Origin of the sequence: Desulfocurvus vexinensis DSM 17965, assembly GCF_000519125.1 — a bacterium.
GTDB lineage: Bacteria > Desulfobacterota > Desulfovibrionia > Desulfovibrionales > Desulfovibrionaceae > Desulfocurvus > Desulfocurvus vexinensis.
The window spans coordinates 274,880-297,395 of the sequence record NZ_JAEX01000005.1; the positions used below are offsets into that span (position 1 = coordinate 274,880).

The 22,516-nt window shown below is 69.7% G+C and carries 19 protein-coding genes; 7 read left to right on the top strand and 12 right to left on the bottom strand.

All coding sequences use genetic code 11. The features are described from left to right. The 3 genes from G495_RS0106805 (at position 1) to G495_RS0106815 (ending at position 3,580) form a co-directional block, all read left to right on the top strand. Positions 1-1,452, top strand: a complete 1,452-nt coding sequence (locus G495_RS0106805) for a TrkH family potassium uptake protein (RefSeq protein ID WP_028587192.1) — start codon at positions 1-3, stop codon at positions 1,450-1,452. A 76-nt stretch (positions 1,453-1,528) separates the two neighbouring features. Next, entirely contained in the window at positions 1,529-2,899 is a 1,371-nt protein-coding gene (locus G495_RS0106810; protein ID WP_028587193.1) for a TrkH family potassium uptake protein, read from the top strand. A 24-nt stretch (positions 2,900-2,923) separates the two neighbouring features. Further along, complete coding sequence (locus G495_RS0106815) at positions 2,924-3,580, top strand: potassium channel family protein (RefSeq protein WP_028587194.1); 657 nt, start codon at positions 2,924-2,926, stop codon at positions 3,578-3,580. A gap of 101 nt (positions 3,581-3,681) precedes the next feature. Here G495_RS0106815 and G495_RS0106820 read toward each other — a convergent pair whose 3' ends face one another. The 7 genes from G495_RS0106820 to G495_RS0106850 form a co-directional block, all read right to left on the bottom strand. Then, positions 3,682-4,536, bottom strand: coding sequence for a menaquinone biosynthetic enzyme MqnA/MqnD family protein (locus tag G495_RS0106820; protein WP_028587195.1), 855 nt, complete (start codon positions 4,534-4,536; stop codon positions 3,682-3,684). A 314-nt stretch (positions 4,537-4,850) separates the two neighbouring features. Then, positions 4,851-5,516, bottom strand: coding sequence for an adenylate kinase (locus tag G495_RS0106825; protein ID WP_028587196.1), 666 nt, complete (start codon positions 5,514-5,516; stop codon positions 4,851-4,853). Between the two features lie 369 nt (positions 5,517-5,885). Further along, complete coding sequence (tilS, locus tag G495_RS18040) at positions 5,886-6,965, bottom strand: tRNA lysidine(34) synthetase TilS (RefSeq protein WP_084457951.1); 1,080 nt, start codon at positions 6,963-6,965, stop codon at positions 5,886-5,888. Between the two features lie 230 nt (positions 6,966-7,195). Next, positions 7,196-7,531: a hypothetical protein gene (locus G495_RS0106835; protein WP_028587197.1), complete on the bottom strand. Its 336-nt coding sequence runs from the start codon at positions 7,529-7,531 to the stop codon at positions 7,196-7,198. A 10-nt stretch (positions 7,532-7,541) separates the two neighbouring features. Beyond that, positions 7,542-8,927: a glutamyl-tRNA reductase gene (gene hemA / locus G495_RS18045; RefSeq protein ID WP_084457953.1), complete on the bottom strand. Its 1,386-nt coding sequence runs from the start codon at positions 8,925-8,927 to the stop codon at positions 7,542-7,544. Between the two features lie 9 nt (positions 8,928-8,936). Beyond that, positions 8,937-9,764 carry a cytochrome C assembly family protein gene (locus G495_RS0106845; RefSeq protein ID WP_028587198.1) on the bottom strand — a complete coding sequence of 276 codons (828 nt, stop codon included), beginning with the start codon at positions 9,762-9,764 and terminating at the stop codon, positions 8,937-8,939. Beyond that, positions 9,751-10,428 (bottom strand): precorrin-2 dehydrogenase/sirohydrochlorin ferrochelatase family protein, encoded by a 678-nt coding sequence (locus G495_RS0106850; protein WP_028587199.1) that lies wholly within the window; start codon positions 10,426-10,428, stop codon positions 9,751-9,753. Before G495_RS0106850 ends, G495_RS0106845 begins: the two co-directional genes overlap by 14 nt. A gap of 152 nt (positions 10,429-10,580) precedes the next feature. Between G495_RS0106850 and G495_RS18050 the strand changes: the two genes are divergently transcribed. Together G495_RS18050 and G495_RS0106860 are read left to right on the top strand one after the other, a co-directional pair. Next, on the top strand, positions 10,581-11,891 hold the full coding sequence (locus tag G495_RS18050; protein ID WP_051445147.1) for a glycosyltransferase family 9 protein: 1,311 nt from the start codon (positions 10,581-10,583) through the stop codon (positions 11,889-11,891). Then, positions 11,888-13,213, top strand: coding sequence for a CgeB family protein (locus G495_RS0106860; protein WP_035251169.1), 1,326 nt, complete (start codon positions 11,888-11,890; stop codon positions 13,211-13,213). Before G495_RS18050 ends, G495_RS0106860 begins: the two co-directional genes overlap by 4 nt. 24 nt (positions 13,214-13,237) lie before the next feature. Here G495_RS0106860 and G495_RS20945 read toward each other — a convergent pair whose 3' ends face one another. The 5 genes from G495_RS20945 to G495_RS0106880 form a co-directional block, all read right to left on the bottom strand. Then, a complete protein-coding gene (locus G495_RS20945) occupies positions 13,238-14,395 on the bottom strand; it encodes an MBL fold metallo-hydrolase (RefSeq protein WP_156939608.1) in 1,158 nt (385 codons plus the stop codon). A 62-nt stretch (positions 14,396-14,457) separates the two neighbouring features. Then, complete coding sequence (locus G495_RS0106865) at positions 14,458-15,744, bottom strand: replication-associated recombination protein A (RefSeq protein WP_084457955.1); 1,287 nt, start codon at positions 15,742-15,744, stop codon at positions 14,458-14,460. Continuing rightward, positions 15,737-16,456, bottom strand: a complete 720-nt coding sequence (locus tag G495_RS0106870; RefSeq protein WP_028587202.1) for a 16S rRNA (uracil(1498)-N(3))-methyltransferase — start codon at positions 16,454-16,456, stop codon at positions 15,737-15,739. Before G495_RS0106870 ends, G495_RS0106865 begins: the two co-directional genes overlap by 8 nt. A 288-nt stretch (positions 16,457-16,744) precedes the next feature. Next, positions 16,745-17,827: a glycine cleavage system aminomethyltransferase GcvT gene (gcvT, locus tag G495_RS0106875; protein WP_028587203.1), complete on the bottom strand. Its 1,083-nt coding sequence runs from the start codon at positions 17,825-17,827 to the stop codon at positions 16,745-16,747. Between the two features lie 44 nt (positions 17,828-17,871). Next, the gene (locus tag G495_RS0106880) at positions 17,872-19,617 is read right to left on the bottom strand and encodes a hypothetical protein (RefSeq protein ID WP_028587204.1); all 1,746 of its coding nucleotides are present in this window, start codon (positions 19,615-19,617) and stop codon (positions 17,872-17,874) included. A 737-nt stretch (positions 19,618-20,354) separates the two neighbouring features. On the opposite strand from G495_RS0106880, the gene G495_RS0106885 reads away from it, so the two are divergent. Together G495_RS0106885 and mreB are read left to right on the top strand one after the other, a co-directional pair. Beyond that, on the top strand, positions 20,355-21,326 hold the full coding sequence (locus G495_RS0106885; protein ID WP_035251173.1) for a GAF domain-containing protein: 972 nt from the start codon (positions 20,355-20,357) through the stop codon (positions 21,324-21,326). A 123-nt stretch (positions 21,327-21,449) separates the two neighbouring features. Then, complete coding sequence (mreB, locus tag G495_RS0106890; RefSeq protein ID WP_028587206.1) at positions 21,450-22,475, top strand: rod shape-determining protein; 1,026 nt, start codon at positions 21,450-21,452, stop codon at positions 22,473-22,475. Positions 22,476-22,516 lie beyond the last annotated feature (41 nt).

Sequence of the window (22,516 nt, forward strand, 5' to 3'; positions counted from 1 at the left end):
ATGCGCTGGCGCTACACGCTGTCGCTGGTGGGGGCCATCCTGCTGTGCGTGGGCCTGTCCATGGCCCTGGCCCTTTTCTGGTCGCTCTACGACGCCGACGCGGGCGTGCGGCCCCTGGAGCTGTCCATGACCGTGACCCTGGCCGCCGGGCTGGGGCTTTTGCTGGTCTTCCGCGACGCCAAGGCCGCGCCCATGAACCACCGCGAGGGCATGGCCATCGTGGCCGTGGGCTGGGTGGCGGCGGCCTTTGCCGGGGCGCTGCCGTTCTGGTTCGCGGGCACCTTCGGGGGCTCGTTCACCGACTGCCTGTTCGAGTCCATGAGCGGGTTCACCACCACGGGCGCCTCGGTGCTGACCAACATCGAGGCCGTGCCCCGGGGCCTGCTCTTCTGGCGCTCGCTGACGCACTGGCTGGGCGGCATGGGTATCATCGTGCTCTCGCTGGCCATTTTGCCATTCCTGGGCGTAGGCGGCATGCAGCTCTACCGCGCCGAGGTCCCCGGCCCCGCGCCTGACAAGCTCAAGCCGCGCATCAAGGACACGGCCATGCTGCTGTGGAAGGTCTACCTGCTCTTCTCGGCGCTGCTGGCGCTGCTCCTGTGGGCCGGGGGCATGGACCTGTTCGAGTCGCTGTGCCACACCTTCGGGACCATGGCCACCGGCGGCTTCTCCACGCGCAACGCCTCGGTGGCGGCCTACGACAGCGTGTTCATCGACGTGGTGATCACGGTCTTCATGCTCCTGGCGGGCATCAACTTCACCCTGCACTACCACGCCCTGCGCGGGCGCCCCGGCCTGGCCCTGCGCGACCCGGAGCTGCGTTTCTTCCTGGCGGTGTTCGCCGTGGCCACCCTGTGGTCGGCCTGGAGCCTTCTGGGGCCGAACTACGACGGCTTCGGCCAGGCCCTGCGCTACAGCGCCTTCCAGGTGGCCAGCATCCTCTCCACCACCGGCTTCGCCACGGCGGACTACGAGCTGTGGACCCCCTTGCCCCAGAGCCTCTTGCTGCTGCTCATGTTCCTGGGCGGCTCGGCGGGCTCCACCAGCGGCGGCATCAAATGCATGCGCATCATGCTGCTGCTCAAGCACGCCTACAACGAGCTCTACCGCCTGATCCATCCCCGGGCGGTGTCGCGGGTCAAGCTCGGGCGGCGCCCGGTGGACCAGGACGTGCTGGGTTCCGTGGCCGGATTCTTCCTGCTTTTCCTGGGGCTGTTCCTGCTGGCCTCGCTGCTCATGGCCGCCATGGGCGTGGACCTGTTGACCAGCTTCTCCGCGGTGGCGGCCTGCATCGGCAATATCGGCCCCGGCCTGGGCGGGGTCGGCCCCACGGACAACTACGCCTGGCTGCCCGACGTGGGCAAATGGGTGCTGGTGCTGTGCATGCTCCTGGGGCGGCTGGAGATCTATACCGTGCTCATCCTCTTCGTGCCCGAGTTCTGGCGCAAGTAGGCGCGCGGCGCGCCCGGCCGGCCCCGCGCCGGGCGGCGCGTTTACAGCCCCGCGCGCAGGGAGTATGGCTTCGGCCATGGCGACGAACAACCGGCTTTCCCCCAACGTCCTGATCATCCTGGGCTTCGCGACGGTCATTCTGGCCGGGACGTGCGTGCTGCGCCTGGACGTGTGCCGCACCGGGGTGGAGCTGTCCTGGCTGGACGCGCTGTTCACGGCCACTTCGGCCACCTGCGTCACCGGGCTCACGGTGGTGGACACGGGCACCTTCTTCACCCCCGTGGGCCAGGGCGTGCTGCTGGGCCTGTTCCAGGTCGGCGGGCTGGGGGTGATGACCTACACGAGCCTGGTGTTTCTCTTGTGGCGCAAGCGGATTTCCCTGTCCGACCGCACGGCGGTGCGCCAGAGCCTGCTTCAGGACCCATCCTTCCGTCTGGGGGGCTTTCTGCTGCGCGTGGTGCTCGGGGCGCTGGCCATCGAGGCCCTGGGTGCCGCGCTGCTGTGGACCCTGGCCCCCGGGGGCTTCACGCCGTGGTCTGCCGTGTTCCACGCCGTGTCGGCCTTCTGCAATGCGGGCTTCGGCCTGCATGCCGACAGCCTCGTGCAGTGGCGCGCCCATGCGGGGGTGAACCTCGTGGTCATGGCGCTCATCGTGCTGGGCGGGCTGGGGTTCGCGGTGCTCATCGAGCTGGGCGGCTGGCCCCGGGCGGCGTGGCGGCGGCTGCGCAGCGGGCGAGTGGACCCCGGGGCGCGCCTGTCGTGGCATGCGCGGGTGGTGCTCTCCACCAGCCTGTGGCTGGTGCTGGGCGGGGCGGGGGTGATCGTGCTGGCCGAGTTCGCTCTGGGCCGCAACGGCGCGCCCCCGGGCACGGCGCTGTGGTCGGCGCTGTTCCAGTCCGTGACCTGCCGCACCGCCGGGTTCAACACCATGGACATCGGCAGCATGACCAACATCTCGCTGCTGGTGATGATCGCGCTGATGTTCATCGGCGGGTCGCCGGGCTCCTGCGCGGGCGGGGTCAAGACCACCACCTTCCGGGCCCTGGTGGCTTTCTCCCTGGCGCGGCTCATGGGCCGCAGGCAGGCCGTGGTCCGGCGCTTCGCCCTGGACGAGGGCTCCATGAACGACGCCCTGACGCTGATCCTCTACGGCATCACCATTGTCGGCCTGGGCACCCTGGCCCTGTGCGTCACCGAAACCGGCCCGCTGCCCCACGGCCAGACGCGCGACGTGTTCCTGGAGCTGCTCTTCGAGTGCGTGAGCGCCTTCGGCACCGTGGGCCTTTCCACGGGGCTGACCGGGGAGCTGTCGCCCTGGGGGCGGCTGGTGGTCACGCTGCTCATGTTCGTGGGCCGCCTGGGGCCCATCGTCTTCGTGGGCGTGCTGCACGACATGCGCCGCCAGGAACGGTTCACCTGGCCCGAGAAGCGGCTGCCCATCGGCTAGCCGGACCCCAAGGAGAAGAGAGCGATGAAGCGCAAGCAGGAAATCGGCGTCGTCGGCCTGGGCAAGTTCGGGTTTTTCGTTGCCCGGCGGCTCATGGAGCTGGGCCACGACGTGGTCGGCCTGGACGTGAGCCAGGACAACGTGCGCCGCGCCCAGGACCAGCTGACCCAGGTCTACCAGGGCGACGGGGCGGACAAGGCCGTCCTGGAGCAGCTCGGCTTCAAGGAGTTCGACCACGTGGTGGTCAGCGTGGGCGACGCCATGGAGGCCTCGATTCTCATCGCCATGCACCTCAAGGAGCTGGGCGCGCGCCGGGTGTGGGTCAAGGCCATGAGCCTGGACCACGAGAAGGTGCTGTACAAGGTCGGCGCCGACGAGGTGTTCTTCCCCGAGCTGTTCGGCTCGCAGCAGCTGGCCATGCGCATCACCAGCCCCGGGCTCATCGAGTACCTGCACTACGGCCAGGGCATCCTGGTCCAGAAGCTGGTGGTGGACCAGTGGAGCGGCCAGACCCTGCGCGAGCTGAACCTGACCAACCGCTACCAGATGTTGGTCATCGCCCGCAGGCCCGCCGCCGCCGAGGCCTTCGACTACCTGCCCCGGGCCGACGTGCGCCTGGAGGCGGGTGACGAGGTCGTGGTGGTGGTCCAGGAGGAGATGGCCGGGAAGTTCAAGCCGTAGCGGGCGCGGGGGGCGCCCGGGAGCCGGTGGCCTGGGGCGTGCCCGGGCGGGCCGTTTCCCAGCGCCCCGGTCCGTTCCGGCGCCGGGGTTTCCGTTTTGTTCTACAGCGCCCAGGTCAGGGCGGGCATGCCTTCGAGCAGGCCCAGGGTGGCGCAGTGCGCGCCGAACAGGGCCAGGGAGGCCTGCTCCCGGGGGCCGAGGTCGTAGCCCATGGTGGCCAGGTAGTCGTGGATGCCCGCCGGGCTGATCCAGGGCGTGAATTCGTCCCACAGGGCGATTTCGGCGATGGCCTGGGCGCAGGTGGTCTTGCAGTGCAGCAGGGCGGTGTGGACCTCGGCCAGCAGGGCCCGCTGGGCCGGGGAGAGCCCCCGGCGCACGATCCACACCGCGAAGACGAAGGGCAGACCCGTCCAGCGCAGCCAGTGTTCGGCCAGGTCGATGACGTGCCAGCCCGCCGGGCGATCCACGTGGATCTTCAGGGCGTGGTTGCCGATTTCCAGGAACGGGCGGGCCCCCGCGAGCCCGCTGCCCGGGGCCATGGGCTCCCAGCGCGGCTCGGGCAGGCCCCAGCACAGCGCCCAGAGCACCTTGAGCAGGGCCGCAGAGCTGGCCGAAGCCCCCGTGAGCCCGACCCCGGAGCCGTGGGCCGCCAGCCACGCGGGCAGCGCGTCCAGGGCCACGGGGCTGACCAGCAGCACGCTCTTCACCGGCCCCTGCGGCGCGCTGATGGACAGCTCGGGCAGCAGATGGTAGCGCCCGGCGCCCGCGAGGTATTCGAAGGACGAGGCCGGGGCGCAGTCCAGTTCGCCGCGCGCCAGCAGCGCGTTCATCTCCGCAGGGTGCCCGGGGATGTACGCCAGCCCGTCCGAGGGCGGGAAGACCTGCTTCAAGTGATGGAACAGGGGCAGGACGTTCAGGTAGCCGATCTGGCCGATGCGCAGGCGTGCGGTGCTCATGGGCCCATGCCTTACCGCAGGCGGGCGCGGATGAAAAGCCCGCAGCGCAATGGTTTCGCCCGGGCGTCGGGCCGCAGGTAGGCCGGGGCAGGGCCGGGGGCGGGAGGACGCGACGGCGCCGGATCGGGCCAGCCGCCCGTGCGCCGCGTGCCCGCCCGCCTGGGACGGCTTGCCGCTACGCTGTCCTGGCTGTCTCCTGGCGCCCGTGCCTGCCGCACCGCCGCCGGGCAGGGCGCGGCTGCACGCAGGGTGTGAAAAAGGCCCCCGGACTGCTCCGGGGGCCTTGTGGTGCGTCTGGTGCGCACAGCCGGGCGCTAGGCCAGCTGGCTCATGAGGTATTCCTTGATCTCGGTGATGCCCTTTTCGCCGTCCAGCTCGATGAACTTGAAGCCGGAGTCCTTCATGTTCTTGTAGAAGTTCACGGCGGCCATGGTGCCGGTGGCCTCGTCGTAGTAGATGTCGTGGCGCTTGTCGATGGCCGATGCGTCCTGGTCGTCCTGACGGGCGGACAGGGCGCCGCCGCACACGCGGCACTTGTCGCCGTTGGGGGCGATGGCCGGGATGCCGATGTTGTTGGGGTGGTTCGGGTTGTTCTCGCACAGGCGGCGGCCCATGATGCGCGCCTTGGCGATCTCGCGGGGCAGCTTGATCTCGATGACGTAGTTCAGGGCGACGCCGTCCTTCTTCAGGGCGTCCCACAGCTTCTGGGCCTGGACCAGGGAGCGCGGGAAGCCGTCCAGCAGCCAGCCGGCCTTGGAGCTCTGGAGCACGTCCAGCACCATGGGGATGGTGATGTCGTCGGGCACCAGCTCGCCGCGGTTGATGTACTCCTTGGCCTTCATGCCAAGCTCGGTGCCGCCGCCGATGTGCTTGCGGAAGATGGCGCCGGACTCGATGTGGTCCAGACCGTACTTGTCCTTGGCCAGGGTGCCCTGGGTGCCTTTGCCGGAGCCGTTGGGGCCGAAGATCAGGATATTCACGTCTGCCTCCTTGGTAGTTTGCAAAAAATTTCACAATGCCTATACCGCCTTGGCGCGGCTGTCAATGCCTGCCGGGGCTTTTTGACCCGTGCGGGCCCTTGTCCGCAGCGCCCGGGCTGCCTCGTGCGGGCCCCGGGGCGCGGGCTGGCCGGGCCGCAACCTGCCCGGGGCGGGGGCTGCGGGGCGCGGGCCGCAGCGGGCGGCAGGCGGCAGGGCGCAGGGGGATTCTTTTGCCCCGGGCCGCAGCCCGGCGGGCGGGGCGCGGGGAAGCAGGGTGTTGGCCACCCACAGCGCGGCGGCCTCGGCCGGGCGCGCGGGCGGGGGCTCGCGCCGGTGTTCGCGGGGTGGCCGGGGCTTGCGGGGCGGGCGTCATGGCGCGTCCGGCGGGCCGGGCGCCCTGGCGGCGCGGGCGAAGGTCACGCCCCGGGCGGCCACGCGGGCCGTCTTGGCGCCCGGGAACTGCACCGTGGCGCCCTGGCGGCCCGAGGCCCAGGCGCGCTCCAGGCGCAGCAACCCTTCGGCCAGGGGCTGGCCGGGGCCCTGGGCCTCCAGGGCGGCCTTGAACAGCCGCAGGCGCTGGGCCGGGGCCAGGGGCGCCAGCAGGGCCCCGGGCAGCAGCAGCGCCCCCGGCGCGCCGGGCACGGGCTCGGCCCGGGCCAGCAGGGCGGCGGTTTCGGCGGCGAACTGCGCGGCGTCCAGCCGGGCCAGACGCCACTGGCTGGCCACCTGGCGCAGGAAGTTCGGATTCTCGGCCAGCAGCTGCGGCAGCAGGGCGTGGCGCACGCGGTTGCGCAAAAAGCGCGGGTCGGCGTTGGAGGGGTCCTCGGTCCAGGGCAGGGCCAGGGCCGTGGCGAAGGCCCGGGCCCGGGCGCGCGGGGTCAGCAGCAGCGGGCGCAGCAGGCGGCGCCCCGGGTCCCAGGCGCGCATTCCGCCCAGCTGCGGCCAGCCTGCGCCGCGCACAAGGCGCATGAGCACGTCCTCGGCCAGGTCGTCGAGCATGTGGCCCACGGCCAGCACCGTGGCCCCGCAGCGGTCCATGGCCTGGCCCAGGAAGGCGTAGCGCGCCTCGCGGGCGGCCTCTTCCTGGCCCAGGCCCCGGGCGGCGGCCAGGGCGCCCACGTCCTGGCGCTGCACCTCGCAGGGCAGGCCAAGGGCGGCGCACAGGGCCCGGGCCCGCTCGGCCTCGGCCCCGGACTCGGGGCGTAGCCCGTGGTCCAGATGCGCGGCGGCCACGGCGCAGCCCAGGCGCGGGGCCAGGGCGGCCAGGGCGGCGAGCAGGGTCGTGGAGTCCAGCCCGCCCGAAAAGCCGACCAGCACCGTGCGCCCGGCCAGGTCCAGCCCCAGCTCGCCGCGCACGAAGCGCTCCACGCCCAGGCAGAAATGGGCCGCCTGGGGCGGCAGGGCCTGGAGCTTCAGGGGGATGGCGGCGGGGGGGGGGGGCACGGGCACGGAGGCTCCTGTGGGCTTGCGGCGCGGCGGCGCGGTTCCGGACGCCCGGCTCCGGGGGCCGGGAGCCTCGGGTCGCCCGGGCCGGGAGAGCAGCCGACCCGGGGGCGCGGGCCTCGTCGCCGGAATCGCCCCCCGCCGCCCGGGCCGGGTGGCGTCCCGGGCCCTGGGCGCCCGCAAGGCGGGCAGCCGCTTTTGGCGCGACAGGGCCGGAGGGCCCGGCTGGCGGGTTCCTAGACGGGGATGTCCAGCTCGCGCAGGGTGCGGTCCAGCTCGTCCATGATCCAGGCCCGCTGGGTGGCATCGGCGTAGCACACGCACGAGCAGCGCAGCCGGTTGCGCGCGCGCACCAGCAGTTCCGCGTGCACCCAGTCCTCGCCCAGTTCCACGCCCACGCTGTGCGGGCCGCAGTCCCCGGTGTGGTCGCGCTGCTCGGCGGAGAGCAGGGCCTCGGGCAGGTCCAGCCAGTACATGGCGTCCATGGAGCTCTTCATGCCCCGGGCGTCCAGGGCCCGGGCCAGGCGCGCCACGTCTTCGGGGGCCAGTTCGTCGATATGGTAACTGCGCATGGCGGCCTCGTCAGGAGTCGTTGTCGTTGTCTTGGCCGTTGGCGGCGGCGGCGTGGACGCACTGGGCCGGACGCAGGGGCACCACGGTGCCCTTGCGCTCGGCGTGGGCGTCTTCGGGCACCTGGTCGCCGTCGAGGTTGAACATCCGCCGGGTGGAGTCGATGATCCGCTGGGCGCGACCTTCTTCCTGGGTCCTGCGCTTCAGGTAGACGATGGGCTCGTGGTAGAGCTTGCGCGCCACCGAGCGCACCAGGGTCCGCAGGGCCTCCTCGGTGGCGGGGTCCACCTCCGGGCCCAGGCGCTTGAGGGTTTTGGCCAGTTCGCGCTCGGCGATGGCCTCGCCGCGCGAGAGCAGGTCCACGATGGTCGGTTGCAGCTCCAGGGACTCCAGCCAGCGCGAGAACGCCCCGACCTCCTCCTCGACGATGGCCGCAGCCTTGACGGCCTCGTCGCGGCGGGCGGCGAGGTTCTCCTCCACCACCTCCTTGAGGTCGTCGATGTCGTAGAGGTAGACGTTGTCCAGGGCGTTGACGTCGGGGTCGATGTCGCGCGGCACGGCGATGTCGATGAAGAACATGGGCCGGTTGCGCCGCGCGCGCAGCACGGGCTTGACGTCGCGCGCGCGGATCACGGCCTCGGTGGCGCCGGTGGAGGAGATGACGATGTCCACCTCGGGCAGCAGGGCGGTGAGGTTCTCGAAGGGCACGGCGCGGCCCTTGAAGCGCGCGGCCAGCTCCTTGGCCCGCGAGTAGGTGCGGTTGGCCACCAGGATCTCGCGGATGCCCGCGTTGACCAGGTGCGCGGCGGCCAGTTCGGCCATTTCGCCCGCGCCCACGAGCATGGCCCGGTTGGCGCTCATGTCGCCGAAGATCTTCTTGGCCAGCTCCACGGCGGCATAGCTGATGGACACGGCGCTGGAGGCGATGGCCGTTTCGGTGCGCACGCGCTTGGCCACGGAAAAGGCCTTGTGCAGCAGGCGGTTCAGGATGACCTTGGCCGCGCCGTGGTCCACGCTGGCGCGGTAGGCGTCCTTGATCTGGCCCAGGATCTGCGGCTCGCCCATGACCATGGAATCCAGGCTGGAGGCCACGGTGAACAGGTGGCGCACGGCGTCCAGGCCCTGGTGTACATAGACGTGCGGGCCAAGGACGCCCACGCTGCCGCCGCAGGTTTCGGCCCAGAAGGCCAGGATGGCCTCGGGCTGCGTCGTGTGGTCGGCCACGGCCAGGATTTCCACGCGGTTGCAGGTGGACAGGGTCACGGCCTCGGTGACGGGCCCCTCGGGGCTGACCAGCCCCAGGCGGCAGGGGTCGCATTCGGCCAGGGCGTAGGCCTCGCGGATTTCCACGCCCGCGGTGCGGTGGTTCAGGCCGACAAGAATGAGTTTTTGCTGCATGGCGCCGGATTATTGGAAGTTGTGGTGCGAGGGCACCAGGAAGTTGACCAGGACCAGGGAGAGCATGGACAGGGTGAAGACCAGCATGCCCAGGATGGCCGCCTTGCGCCCCCGCCAGCCCAGGCTCAGGCGCTGGTGGAAGAGGTAGGCGTAGAGCACCCAGATGCACAGGGAGGTGATTTCCTTGGGGTCCCAGGTGAGCAGGCGGCCCCAGGTGTAGCGGCCCCAGATGAAGCCCGAGAGCAGGCCCAGGGAGTAGAGCGGGAAGCCCCAGATCACGGCCCATTTATTGGCCAGGTCCAGGGTGTTCAGGCTCGGCAGGTCCTTGCGGAAGCCGGTGAGCTTCTCCTTGGTCTTGATCTTGCGCTCCATGTGCAGGAACAGCGCCCCGGCGGCGAAGGCCATGGCCAGCAGCGTCAGGCTGCACAACAGCGCGCCGATGTGCAGGGTGAAGAACAGCCCGGCGAAGTGTTCGGGCATGGTCACGGCCTTGCCCGCCGGGATGGTGATGGACGACAGGTAGAGCACCAGGGCCAGGGGCGAGGCGGCCAGGGCCAGGAATTCCAGCCGCTTGCGCCACCAGATGCCGAAGTAGACCACCAGCAGCAGCCAGGCCATGAGGCTGTAGTACAGCCCGCCCTGGAGGAAGGTGGCGTGGCCCCCGGCGGCGAAGAGCAGGGCGATTTCCATGGAATGCAGGACCAGGCCCCCGGCGGCGCACAGGCTGCCCGCGCGCTTGAGCACGGGCCGCTGCCCGAGCATCCCGGCGGGGAACAGCAGCGCCCCGGCGAAATACAGCGCCACAACGGCTATTTCCAGCAGGCTAGCATAATCCATCGAGCAGTTCTCCGATCTTGGGGGCCAGGGGGGCGGGCAGCAGGCCGTGGAGCAGCGCGCTGGCCGCCTCGCGGTCTGCGCGGGCCAGGGCTTCGAGCAGCCCGCAGCCCACCAGGGCGCGGAACAGCTCCGTATTGGCCGGGGTGCCCATGCCCAGGGCCAGCACCTGGGGCCTCATACGCTCCATGAGGGTCAAAAACAAGCCGTACTGCGGGCCGAAATGCGCGCGCATCTCGGCGCCGATGCGCCGGGCCAGGGCCGGGCTGGCCCCGCCGGTGGAAAAGGCCACGGTGAGCGGGCCGCTGTCCACCGTGGCGGGCACGATGAACGTCCCCAGCTCCGGGGCGTCGGCCACGTTGACCGGCACGCCGCGCTCACGGGCCGCTTCGGCCACCAGGGCGTTGACCTGCGGGTCGCCCGTGCAGGCGAAGGCCAGGGTGCGGCCGTCCAGGTCCGCCGGGGCGAAGGGCCGCCGGGCGAATTCCAGGCCCGGGTGCTCCAGCAGGGCCGCCAGCCCCGGCGAGGGCGCGGCGGTGTCCAGGGCCAGCACATGGGCGGCCCCGCAGTCCAGCAGGGTGCCGATCTTGCGCTGGCCCACCTCGCCCGCGCCCACCACCAGGGCGCGCAGCCGGGCCGGGTCGAGGAACACGGGGTAGTGGCGCATCGGCCCTTGGTATCAGAAGCGCGGCGCGCACGCAAAAGGATATGCGGCCCCGGGGCGCCCGGGAAATGGGCGACGCGCCAGCCGTTGCCTCGCGGTGCGCTTTGGGCTACCGTGCCGGGGTTCCCTCCGCCAACCCTCGACCCGCGCAGGCCATGCAAGAGACCCACCCGGACCAGCCCCCGGCGCCAGGCCGCAGCCATCTGGTGGTCCAGCTCGCCCGCTTCGGCGATCTGGTACAGACGAAGCGCCTGCTGGCGACCCTGGCCGCGCGCCCCGGGGCCGAGGTGCATCTGGCGGTGGACCGCTCCCTGGCGGGCCTGGCGGGCCTGCTTTTCCCGGGGGTGGTCGTCCACGGCCTGAGCGCCCACGCCCAGGGCCAGCCCGACCCGGCCCGGGCCCTGGAGGACAACCTGCCCGTGTTCGCCGCCCTGCGCGGGGCCGCGTTCCACGAGGTCTATAACCTCAACTATTCCGGCCTGAATTTCGCCCTGTCCACCCTGTTCGACCCGGCCATCGTGCGCGGGCACCGCCTGGAGAACGGCCAGCGCCTGTCCGACCCCTGGGCGGCCATGGCCCTGCGCTGGACGCGCCAGCGCCGCTTCGCCGGGCTGAATCTCGTGGACTACTGGGCCGAGCTGGCCGCCGACCCGCTGCCCCCGGGCATGGTCAACCCCGTGGCCCGGCGCGGCGGGCGCGGGGTGGGCCTCGTGCTTGCCGGGCGCAACGCCCGCCGCTCCCTGCCGCCGCAGACCCTGGTCCTCTTGGCCGGGGCCGTGGTCCAGGGCACGGGGGCCTCGCGGGTGGTGCTGCTGGGTTCGGGGGCCGAGCGCGGGGCGGCCAAGGAGCTTGCGGCCCTCATGCCGCGCGCCCTGCGCAGCATCACCGAGGACGCCGTGGGCGCCACGGATTGGCGCGGACTCATGGACGCCCTGGCCGGGCTGGACGCGCTGCTGACCCCCGACACGGGCACCATGCACCTGGCGGCGCATCTGGGCGTGCCGGTGCACGGCTTCTTCCTGTCCTCGGCGTGGTGCTTCGAGACCGGGCCCTACGGCCTGGGGCACCGCGTGTGGCAGGCCGACATCGGCTGCGCGCCCTGCCTGGAAACCGAGCCCTGCCCCATCGGCACGCGCTGCGCCCAGGCCTTCGCCGGGCGCGACCTGCTGCGCCATCTGGCGGGCAACGCGGCCTTCGAGCCCCCCGAGGGGCTCACGGGCTACGTTTCGGCCTTCGACCCCCTGGGCCTGACCTTCCGGCCCGTGCTGGGGGCGGACCCCGAGGCCGACCGCCGCCAGCAGTTCCGTATCCTGCTGGCCGGAATGCTCGGCCAGCCCATGACCGGCACCGTGGACCCGGAGCTGGCCCGCGAGTTCCTGCGCGAGGAGGACTGGATGCTCCCGCGCGCCATCAAGCCGCATGCAACCATGGAATTCCTGGATTTCCAGGAGAAGGTTCAGGCATGACTTCACGAAGCGATCTGACGGGGGCGGCGCCCCCGGGAGCCCCGGGGGGGGCGTTGCGGGTGCTGCTGGTTCCGCCGCTGTACGGAGGATCCCTGCCGGTGGCCCGGTTCTGCGGGCGGGCCCTGGCGGACATGGGGCACATGGTGGAGACCTTCGAGGCTCCGGACTTCCACGGCGCGTTCACGGCCCTCAAGGGCCTGCGCGTGACCTCCGAGCGGCTGACGCACCTGGAGAACGCCTTTCTGGGCGTGGTCTCCCAGGCCATCCTGGCCAAGGTGGAGACCTTCGAGCCCGACCTGGTGCTGGCCCTGGCCCAGGCGCCCCTGGGGGCCCAGGCCCTGCGGCGGCTGCGCCGCGACGGCGTGCCCACGGCCATGTGGTTCGTGGAGGACTGGCGGGTCTTCACCTATTGGCGGGGCTACGCGCCGCTGTACGACTTCTTCGCCGTGATCCAGGAGGACCCCTTCCTGGGCGAGCTGGCGGCGGTGGGGCAGCCCAACGCCCTCTATCTGCCCCTGGCGGCGGACCCGCAGTTCCACCGGCCCCTGGACCTGACCCCCGGCGAGCGCCGCACCTGGGGCGCGCAGGTCGGCTTCATGGGCGCGGGCTACCCCAACCGGCGCCGGGCCTTCCGGCGCCTGGCGCACCATGACTTCAAGATCTGGGGCACGGAGTGGGAGGGCGACGCGGTCCTGGCGCGGCGGGTGCAGATGCAGGGCCGCCGCGTGAGCCCCGAGGAGTGCGTGAAGATCTTCAACGCCACCCTGGTCAACCTGAACCTGCACTCCAGCGTGCAGGCCGAGCGGCTGGTGCCCGGGGGCGACTTCGTGAACCCGCGCACCTTCGAGCTGGCCGCCTGCGGCGCCTTCCAGCTTGTGGACCGGCGCACGCTCATGGACGAGCTGTTCTGGTCCGACGAGCTGGCGACCTTCGAGACCATGGCCGAGCTGGAGGAGCGCATCCAGTACTTCCTGGCCCACCCCGAGGAGCGCGCGGAATACGCCCGCCGGGGCCGGGCGCGGGTGCTGGCCGAGCACACCTACACCCACCGCATGCAGGCGCTTCTGGCCTTCATCGCCCAGCGCCGCCCGGGCTGGCCCGCCCCGCGCAAGAGCGCCCGGGCCCTGGACGGCCTGCCCGAACCCCTGCGCGCCCAGGTGGCGGAACTGCTGGGCCGCCTGGGCCTGGGGGCCGACACGGGCTTCGACGACCTGGTCTGGGCCGTGCGCCAGCGCCAGGGCGAGCTGACCGAGGTGGAGACCGCCGTGCTGTTCCTGGACGAATGGCGCAGGCAGTACGGGGCCAAGCCTTCCGGGGGCTGAGAGTTTAGGTGATTGAATACCGCGTCATTCCTGCGGTCTCCACCAGGTTGTGCAGGCTGGATTCTCTCCATCCAGATAAACGGGCTCGCCGATGCGTGGCGTGAGCAACTGAAAGTTTTTCCCTTGGGCAGAGCTTAGAATCCTGTCCAAAGGCTCATCCCAGCGATGGTTGGCCATGGCGAACTTGCCGACATGCCCGGGGACCAGGATCCGGGCTTTCAGGTCGTCGGCTGCCTGGGCCGCTTCTTCAGGTGTCATATGGACATACGGCCAATCAGCGTCATACTGGCCTGTATCCAGCGAGACCAAGTCAAAACCGCCTAGCGCTTCGCCAATATTTGCAAAATGGCTCCCATAACCGCTATCGCCGCTTAGAAAAATGCGGTGATCTTTTCCTTCCAAGGCAAATGCAACCCACAGGGTCTTGTTGTTCCACCAGGAGCGTCCCGAAAAATGACGGGCAGGCAGGATGTGGATTTTCAGGCCGTCAAACGGAAGCGTGGTGTTCCAATCGGCCTCGTGGATCATCGAATCGGGAAATCCCCAACCGGAAAAGTGCACCCCAGCCCCCAGCCCGGTGACAATGTTTTTGATTTTAGGACGCAAGGCCATGGCCGTGGGGTAGTCCAGGTGATCCCAATGGTCATGGGTGATGAGCAGGAAATCTATTTCCGGCAAATCGCGGGCTGTGAATGGGTTGGAGCCGGGGAAGGCCTTGTTGGCGAAAAACACCGGGGACGCATATGCGCTGAAAATTGGATCAACAAGAATGACCCGCCCGTCAAGTTGGATGAAATAGGAGGAATGCCCCATCCAGACGACGAGATTGCGGTTCCGGTCCAGGCCTTTGAGATCCGTTTTTACAGATGGTATCGGCGAATCGGGTGTTAAGCCCTCCTTGCTGTTGAACAGGTCTTCACGCAGGTCAGCCCAAAACCCTTTCTCGTTGACCAGAACGGGTGTTTCTTCGAGATTCCGAAACTGCCCGGCCAGCTGATCATAATGCGGCGACAGGGATATCTGATCCAGGCGGCGGCCCGAAGGCGATGCGCCGAACATCGGCAGATTGAGAAATATCACGGCCACCGCCACACTTGAAGCGATGACCAGAATGAGTATGACTAGTATATTTTTCATCTGCTTTTTGCTTGGCCGCCTCTGCACACGGAGGGTGGACAGCATGGCGTTGTCATTATGATTGTAGCATTCGCATTTTGATTCGGAACAATCTGGACTGGTTCCTTTTATCCTTCCTCTTTCTCATCCGGCCCGTCCGGGCGCGGCAGGCCCTTCCACCACGCCGTGAGGCGCGGCTCCTCGCCGTTGTCGCGCGGGCTGTAGAAGCCGCCCGCCACGCCGTCGGGCAGGTAGCGTTGCGGCGCCCAGCCTCCGGGGTAGTTGTGCGGGTACTTGTAGCCCTGGCCGAAGCCCCACTGCTTTTGCAGTCGGGTGGAGGCGTTGCGCAGGTGCAGCGGCACGGGGCGCATGCCCTTCTCGCGTACCTCGCGCGCGGCCATGTGGTAGGCCATGTAGCTGGAATTGCTCTTCTTCGCCAGGGCGAGGTAGACCACCGTCTCGGCCAGGGGGATGAAGCCCTCGGGCATGCCCACGAACTCCACGGCCTGCTGGCAGGCCACGGCCAGGGGCAGGGCGTGGGGGTCGGCCAGGCCCACGTCCTCCCCGGCGGAGAGGATCAGCCGCCGGGTGACGAAGCGCGGGTCCTCGCCGCTTTCCAGCAGGCAGGCCAAGTAGTAGACCGCCGCGTCGGGGTCGCTGCCGCGGATGGACTTGATGAGCGCCGAGGCCAGCTCGTAGTGCGAGTCGCCGTCGCGGTCGCCGCGCAGGACCACGTCGGGCAGCACGGCCTTGAGGCCCTCGGGGGCGCGCTCGGCCTCGGGCAGGGCGGCGGTGTATTCCACGAGGTTCAAGAGGGTGCGCGCGTCGCCCTGGGCCACGGCGGCCAGCACGTCCAGGCTGGCCTCGGGCAGGGCCTGGCCCAGGGCGGCCATGCCCCGGGCGGCGACCTCGCGCAGGTCCTGGCGCGACAGGGCGCGCAGCTTGTGCACGTGCAGGCGCGACAAAAGCTGGCGCGTCACCGAGAAAGAGGGGTTCTCGGTGGTCGTGCCCAGCAGGGTGATCTCGCCCGATTCCAGAATGGGCAGGAAGAAGTCCTGCTGGGCCTTGGAGAAGCGGTGCAGCTCGTCGAGGATCAGCACCCGCTGGCCCTTGATGCGCTTGCGCAGGTCGGCCAGCCCGGCCTCGGGGGCGCTCACGCGCACGAAGGGCAGCCCCGAGAGCCGCGCCACCAGCAGCGCCAGGGTGGACTTGCCGCAGCCCGGCGGGCCGAAGAACAGCTGCGAGGGCAGCCGCGCGCCGCGGGCCATGGCCTCGACCTTGGTCCGCACATGGCCCTGGCCGATGAACTCGTCGAAGTTTTCCGGGCGGATGCGGTCGGCCAGGGGCTGACCGGAGGCCGGGGCCGGGGCGTCCGGGCCGGGCTCCTCGTGGGGGTTGCGCGGGTTCTCAAGCATGGGCGCCGCCCCACCAGAACAGGGTCAGGGCCGCCAGGGCGGCGGTCTCGAAGCGCAGCACCGCGGGCCCCAGGCTCACGGCCTCGAAGCCCGCGCCGAGCAGGGCCTGCACCTCGTGCGGGGCCAGGCCGCCCTCGGGGCCCAGCACGCACAGCACGTCGCCCGCCGGGGCCGTGACCTCGGCTGGCCCCAGCAGGCGCGGGCGCTCCTGGTCCTCCCAGAGCAGGTAGCGGCGCGGGACGTGCGCCCCGGCGCGCAGCAGGGCGTCCAGGGACGGCAGGGTGCGCAGCCCGGGCAGCCAGGGGTTGCCGCACTGCTTGGCCCCGGCTTCCAGGGCGGCGGTCCAGGTGTCCTTGGGCTGGTCGGGCACGCGGCCCTGGCTGCGGGCGGCCTGCCAGAACCAGACCTCCCCGGCGCCCAGCTCCACGGCCTTTTCCAGCAGCCAACCGCGCCGGGCCGACTTGGCCCAGCCCACGGCCAGGGTCGTGCGCACCCGGGGCGCGGGGGCCGTGCGTTCCTCCAGCAGCTCCAGGGTCAGGGCCCGCCGGTCCGCAGCCAGCACGCGGAACAGGCCCGTGCGGCCCGCGCCGTCCAACCCGCGCAGGGTCTCGCCCGGGGCCACGCGCAGCACGCGCCCCAGGTGGTGGGCCTCGGGGCCGTCGAGGACGAAGGGCTCCCGCCAGCGGGCGGGTTCGAGGAAGAACGTCTTCATGGCCCCCCTCTTAGCGCGGGCCGGGGCCGGGTGCAACCGCGCTGGACAACGGGGCGGCCCCGGGGGCCAGGAGGCCGGGGAAGCACTTCGGAGCGTCCGTCTTTGGCGCCCGGCGCCTTTCCCGGGGCCCGGGGCGCCGGGGCGGGAGCAGCGCCCTTGGGGCCGCCGTGCCCAGCGGGGGCAAGCGCCTGGGGGGCTGGGCTGGTGCAATCCCTTGTCCTGGAACGAAAAACGCCCCGGCCCGCGTGTGGCGGGCCGGGGCCTTTGCGTCGCGCGGCGGGCGCGGCCCTAGAGTTTCACGCGGGCCGTGCCCTGGGTGTAGAAGGGCAGGGTGCCCCGGGTGGCGGCCAGGGGCTTGGCGCCCTTGCCCACCAGGAAGTCCGTGCCCTGGGCGTGCCGGGCGTCCACGTAGGCCAGGGCCACGGCGTGGCCGAGGCTGGGGGCGAAGGAGCCGCTGGTCACGCGGCCCACCGCCTCGCCCGAGGGCAGCAGCACGGGGTCGTCGTGGCGCGCGGCGCGGCGGCCTTCGAGCACCAGGGGGATCAGCGACTCGCGCACGTCGAAGGCCTTGGCCTTGCCGATGTAGTCGGCCTCGGACTTGAGGAAGGAGGCCATGCCCGCCTCGGCGGGGGTGTGGGCCTCGTCCAGGTCCTGGCCGTAGAGGGCCATGCCCATCTCCAGGCGCAGGGTGTCGCGCGCGCCGAGCCCGGCGGGCTTGACCAGCGGGTTTTGCAGCAAGAGCTCCCACAGGGCCCGGGCCTTGTCCTCGCGCAGGTAGAGCTCGTAGCCCAGCTCGCCGGTGTAGCCCGTGCGGCTGACGACCATGGGGTCGCCGTCGAACTCGCCGCGCTTGAAGGAGAAATAGGTCAGAAACGACCAGTCCTCGCCGGTGGCCTCGTTGAGCACACGGCAGGACTCGGGGCCCTGGAGGTCGATCTTGGCGGTCATCTCCGAGATGTTCTCGAAGAACATGTCCGCAGGCAGGTGGGACTTGATCCAGGCGAAGTCGGTGTCGACGCGCGCGCCGTTGACCACCAGCATGTAGTCGTCGTCGGCCATGCAGTAGACGATGCAGTCGTCGATGACCCCGCCGTCCTCGTTGAGCAGGAAGCCGTAGCGGCAGCGCCGGGGGCCCAGGGTGGCCAGGTTGTGGGTCACGATGCGCGACAGGGCGTTGCGGGCCTTGGCGCCGCGCAGCTTGAACTCGCCCATGTGGCAGATGTCGAAGACGGAGGCCTTGGTGCGCGTGTGCTGGTGTTCTTCAAGGATTCCGGAGTACTGGACGGGCATGTCCCAGCCCGCGAAGGGAACCATCTTGGCGCCGTGGGCCACATGCCAGGAGTGCAGGGGGGTTCTCGACAACTCGGACAACGACTTTTCCTCGCTCAAGTGGAAGGGAAGATGACAAACCCACCCTATACAGCATGTTCCTGCTGCTTGTCACCTGATTCCGCCCTGGTTTTGCGGATGGCCTTGAACTCGTCGAGCTGGGCCACCAGCCGCCCGTAATGGCGCCGGACCTCGCGGCCGTAGGGCGTAAGCTCCTCGTCGCGGCGGCGGATGTAGGTGCGGATGAGGTAGGCGTCCTGGAGCATGTTTTCGCCCAGGGCGATGACGTTTTCCACCAGCTCGGCGAAGTAGTTGACGATCTCGTACTTGAGGTCGTTGAGCAGGGCGTTGGCCTGCTCCAGGGCTTCGAGGTGCCCCAGGCGCCCGCCCTTGTGCGCGCGGCGGCTCAGGTCCTCCAGGGCCTGCACCTTGCGGGCCTGCTGGATGTAGCTGTATTTGGCCCAGACCTCCTGGTAGAGGTCGTGCATGGTGTTGAACAGCTCGTAGTTGTCGGCGTTGCGCAGGTAGGTGTCGAGCACCTTGGTGACGTTGGCGTAGAATTCTCCGGAGTAGCTGATGATCCTGCGCTGGTGCTTGGAGAGCCAGGCGTAGAGGAACTTCAGGCGCTTTTCGTGGGTGTCGGTGTTTTCCACCACCTCGTTGCGCTTGTAGACGATGCGCCCGTTGTATTCACCCCGGGCGATGTCGTTCAGGCGCAGGAACATGTTCGAGGCGTCCTTGATGATGTTCACCGAGGCGTTGACCCGGCCCGACAGCGGGTGGATGACCTCCTGGCGGACCACGGACAGGGCGCGGTCCTGGCGCACGTTGTCGCGGTTGTACTTGTGCTGGCGGTAGGTCACGCGCAGGATGACCACGCGCCGGGCGCGGTCCACGAAATAGCGGCCCTGGGCGAGCTTGCGCAGGGCGTCCTTCTGTTCGCTGTCCACCTGCACCAGGGCGGTCTTTTCCACGCGTGGGTAGCGCCGCGACAGGGGGTGCGAATACAGGGTGGTGATGGTGCGGTCGGACTGGCCGAGCACGCGGACCATGAAGTCCTCGCCCATGCGTTGCAGGCGGCGCGAGAACAGCGCGCTGGACGTCCGCCGCTCGGAGACGATGGGGAAGCCGTAGAGCTCCATGAGGAACTGGTAGACGAACAGGCGGTTGCGCTCGTAGCGCGCGTTGTCGCCCACGCCGAACTTGCCGATGCGGATGCCGAAGCGCTTGATCTCGGTGTCCAGGTCCGACGGCAGCGAGGCGTAGACGCCCGCGAGGTGGAAGCCGCCGCCGCGGTCCTTGGCCAGCACGTGGGCGCGGTCCATCTGGAGCAGGAAGGGCAGGATGTCGGGGTAGTGCTCCAGGGCCGTCAGGTCCTTGCGCAGGAATTCCTTGCGGAATGCCTCGTGGCAGCGCTTGGGCAGGCGGTTCAGGCAGGCCTGGCGGTTGCGCACCTGCACCGCGCGCTCCAGGGGGCAGGCGTTTTCCAGGCCCAGTTCGGCGTCGCCCAGCAGGTCGTGCAGGATGTCGAACTGGAAGACCTCGGAGAAATAGGACAGCGGCCGGGCCAGGGCGACCATGGAGAAGCCCGGCAGGTTGGTGTACTCGAAGGGGTCGGCCTCGAAGGAGGGCAAAAGCTCGCGCGACTCCACCAGCGGGTAGTCCGGCTGCTCGAAGTAGGGCCGCAGCAGGCACTGGCGGATCTGCACCCAGTCCAGGAAGCGTTTGAGGCGGGGGATGGTGTCCACCTGCAAGGGCACTGGACCGTCGGCCCCCCCAGCCAGGGGGAACTCGCGGACCTTGCTGAATGCCTGCTCCCAGGAAAACGCCATGCCTTTTTCGCCGTCGTTGCGGAAGTGTGGAGGGCGCCTCCAAGCCATGGGCGCCCTGGTGGACGCAATTGTAGCGTTGCCCGAAGGTATTGACAATACAAAAAGACTTCACTTCCCTGCTGCGGACTGCATCGGCGGGGCACGCGGGAATTTCCGGGCCTTCCCGGGGCGTGCGCCGGAAGCGGGGCGGGCGGGGGAAACCCTTGGCCCCTGCCGGGTTCGGCCCCGGAGCGCCGGACGGAGGCCCCGGGGCTGGCATCGCGGCATTCTTGTATGCTGCAAGAGAAGAGGGACACATGAATTGTCCTTCCAGTGCATGTCGCTGCACTTCAATTCCAGCGGCAACCCTTGCATGTTCTTCCTCATGCAGCACCACTGATGCGGGTGCTTTCAGGGGTGCGTACCGGCCTGCTGCTGGCCGCTACAGCGTGGGGCGAGGCCCGGCGGGCGGCTTCGCATGCGGGTGTTGCCGTCGCCGTTGGCCTGCGCTATGTTGCGCGGCGGTGGCGGACGCCCGGGCAGGGCGGGCGCGCGCCGCGTCGGCACGCCGGGGCCCGGGAGGCCGGAGCGGAAAAAGCGGTTTTGTTTTTCCCGGGCCTGTCGTAGTTTCGACCCTGCGCCCGGACGGAACCATGGGCCCGCGGCGTCGGCCGCGCCGGACAGGCCGCCACGCAGACACCGGCAGATACTGGCAGGCACCGGCTGATACTGGCAGATACCGGCAGATACCGAGAGACATGGGCACGGACAGTCTGATCAAATTCCTGAACGTCGTGGGCAGCGTGTACGACGCCTACTCGGCGGTGCTTTTCCTGCCCGCCGTGGCGGGCGAGGGCTTCTGCATCGCGGGCAAGTTCAGCCTGGGCGACGGCATCGACGACGCCACGGTCATCATGCCCGGCCAGGGGCTGGTGGGCTGGATCCTGCGCAACAAGCAGCCGCTGCTCATCAACAATTTCGACCAGAAGCGCAGCCATCTGGGCTACTACGACCCCAGGGACGAGAGCCAGATCAAGGCCTTCATGGGCTGCCCGGTGCAGGGCGGCGGGGCGCTGTGCGTGGACAGCCGCCGCCAGTATTCCTTCAGCGACAAGGACCAGAAGATCCTCGATCTCCTGGCCCGGCTGGCCTGCGACATCCAGTCCAGCGGGTTCCTCCTCGGCCAGGCCATGGAGGAGAGCCGCTTCTACCGCACCCTGCAACACATGGTGGACCTGCGCACCCGCTCCCCGCGTTGGTCGGCCTATCTGGCGGCTTTCCTGGAACTGCTGGCCCAGGCCACGGGCTTCGCGCACTGCTTCCTGGCCGAGCGCGACGAGAACGGCGCCAACTATTTCCTGGAAGGCGTGCCCGCCGAGTTCTTCCCGCCCGGCACCCCGCACCCCGGCATGGTGCCCATCAAGAGCGGGCTGGTGGGCTACGTGTTCAACTCCGCCCAGGCCGTGTTCTCGGGCGACCGGGGCTGCTGTCCGGCGGGCAAATCGCTCTTCGGCAAGGACGTCCCCGCGCCGGACCTGGGCAGCTTCGTGCTGCTGCCCGTGGTCTTCGGCCGCAAGACGCGCGGCGTGCTCGTGCTGTGCAGCCCGGACCTGGTGGCCGTGACGCCTGCCATGCGCATCTTCCTGGCCCAGGCCACGGCCAATCTCTCGCTATTCCTGGAGAACCTCTATCTCCAGGCCCGCCTTGCCAGCCACGCCTCCGGCTCCTGAAAATTCTGCTCGTGCACCATTGCCGTCCGGGTGTAGTTCGGATATAAATCCCGAGGGGAGTAGAAATACTCTAGACTTTTTCCGGGGTGTCCACACAACAACCCGTACGCAAGGGGTTTTTCCATGATTTTCAAGCGCCTCCTGGGGATGCTGGGCAAAGACCTGGCCATGGACCTCGGCACGGCCAACACCCTGTTGTACACGCCCAAGGAGGGCATCGTGCTCAACGAACCCTCCGTGGTGGCCATAGACACCAAGACCGGCAACGTCATCGCCGTGGGCAAGGAGGCCAAGGATTTCCTGGGCCGCACCCCCGAGCGCATCCGCGCCATCCGGCCCATGAAGGACGGTGTCATCGCCGATTTCGAGGTCACCAAGGAGATGATCGCCTTCTTCATCAAGAAGGTCATCCGCGGCATGTCGCTCATCAAGCCGCGCATCGTCATCTGCGTGCCCACGGGCATCACCCAGGTGGAAAAGCGCGCGGTCATCGAAAGCGGGCTGCAGGCCGGGGCGCGCGAGGTCAAGCTCATCGAGGAGCCCATGGCCGCGGCCATCGGCGCCGGGCTGGCCATCGAGGAGCCCATCGGCAACATGGTGGTGGACATCGGCGGCGGCACCACCGAGGTGGCGGTCATCTCCCTGTCCGCCGTGGCCTACGCCGAATCCGTGCGCGTTGCAGGCGACGAGATGAACGAGTCCATCCAGCGCTATTTCCAGGACAAGTACCAGCTGCTCATCGGCGAGAACATGGCCGAGAAGGTCAAGATGCGCCTGGGCAGCGCCGCGCCCCTGGACGAGGCCCTGGTGGGCGAGGTGTCGGGCAAGAACATCGTGGACGGCACCCCGCGCTGCATCGAGATCACCGACGCCCAGGTCCGCGAGGCCATCCACGAGCCGGTGGCGGCCATCGTCATGGCCGTCAAGCGCGCCCTGGAGAAGACGCCCCCCGAGCTGGTGGGCGACATCGCCCGCAACGGCCTGCTGCTGGCGGGCGGCGGCGCGCTGCTCAAGGGGCTGGACCGGCTCATCAGCCAGGAGACCAACCTCTCGGTCATCGTGGACGACGACCCGCTGACCACCGTGGTGCGCGGCACGGGCCGCAGCCTCGCCGAGGACAAGCGCTTCGCCAAGGTCTGGATCAACTAGCCAAGCCGGGTCCGGCCCGCGTCGGCGCGGCAAAAGGGGCG

What these genes read in the sequence shown, in the direction of transcription:
- G495_RS0106805 (WP_028587192.1), top strand. Translation starts at nt 1, where the DNA reads ATGCGCTGGCGCTACACGCTGTCGCTGGTGGGGGCCATCCTGCTGTGC.
- G495_RS0106810 (WP_028587193.1), top strand. Translation starts at nt 1,529, where the DNA reads ATGGCGACGAACAACCGGCTTTCCCCCAACGTCCTGATCATCCTGGGC.
- G495_RS0106815 (WP_028587194.1), top strand. Translation starts at nt 2,924, where the DNA reads ATGAAGCGCAAGCAGGAAATCGGCGTCGTCGGCCTGGGCAAGTTCGGG.
- G495_RS0106820 (WP_028587195.1), bottom strand. Translation starts at nt 4,536, where the DNA reads ATGAGCACCGCACGCCTGCGCATCGGCCAGATCGGCTACCTGAACGTC.
- G495_RS0106835 (WP_028587197.1), bottom strand. Translation starts at nt 7,531, where the DNA reads ATGCGCAGTTACCATATCGACGAACTGGCCCCCGAAGACGTGGCGCGC.
- hemA (WP_084457953.1), bottom strand. Translation starts at nt 8,927, where the DNA reads ATGCAGCAAAAACTCATTCTTGTCGGCCTGAACCACCGCACCGCGGGC.
- G495_RS0106845 (WP_028587198.1), bottom strand. Translation starts at nt 9,764, where the DNA reads ATGGATTATGCTAGCCTGCTGGAAATAGCCGTTGTGGCGCTGTATTTC.
- G495_RS0106850 (WP_028587199.1), bottom strand. Translation starts at nt 10,428, where the DNA reads ATGCGCCACTACCCCGTGTTCCTCGACCCGGCCCGGCTGCGCGCCCTG.
- G495_RS18050 (WP_051445147.1), top strand. Translation starts at nt 10,581, where the DNA reads ATGCAAGAGACCCACCCGGACCAGCCCCCGGCGCCAGGCCGCAGCCAT.
- G495_RS0106860 (WP_035251169.1), top strand. Translation starts at nt 11,888, where the DNA reads ATGACTTCACGAAGCGATCTGACGGGGGCGGCGCCCCCGGGAGCCCCG.
- G495_RS20945 (WP_156939608.1), bottom strand. Translation starts at nt 14,395, where the DNA reads ATGCTGTCCACCCTCCGTGTGCAGAGGCGGCCAAGCAAAAAGCAGATG.
- G495_RS0106865 (WP_084457955.1), bottom strand. Translation starts at nt 15,744, where the DNA reads ATGCTTGAGAACCCGCGCAACCCCCACGAGGAGCCCGGCCCGGACGCC.
- G495_RS0106870 (WP_028587202.1), bottom strand. Translation starts at nt 16,456, where the DNA reads ATGAAGACGTTCTTCCTCGAACCCGCCCGCTGGCGGGAGCCCTTCGTC.
- G495_RS0106880 (WP_028587204.1), bottom strand. Translation starts at nt 19,617, where the DNA reads ATGGCGTTTTCCTGGGAGCAGGCATTCAGCAAGGTCCGCGAGTTCCCC.
- G495_RS0106885 (WP_035251173.1), top strand. Translation starts at nt 20,355, where the DNA reads ATGGGCACGGACAGTCTGATCAAATTCCTGAACGTCGTGGGCAGCGTG.
- mreB (WP_028587206.1), top strand. Translation starts at nt 21,450, where the DNA reads ATGATTTTCAAGCGCCTCCTGGGGATGCTGGGCAAAGACCTGGCCATG.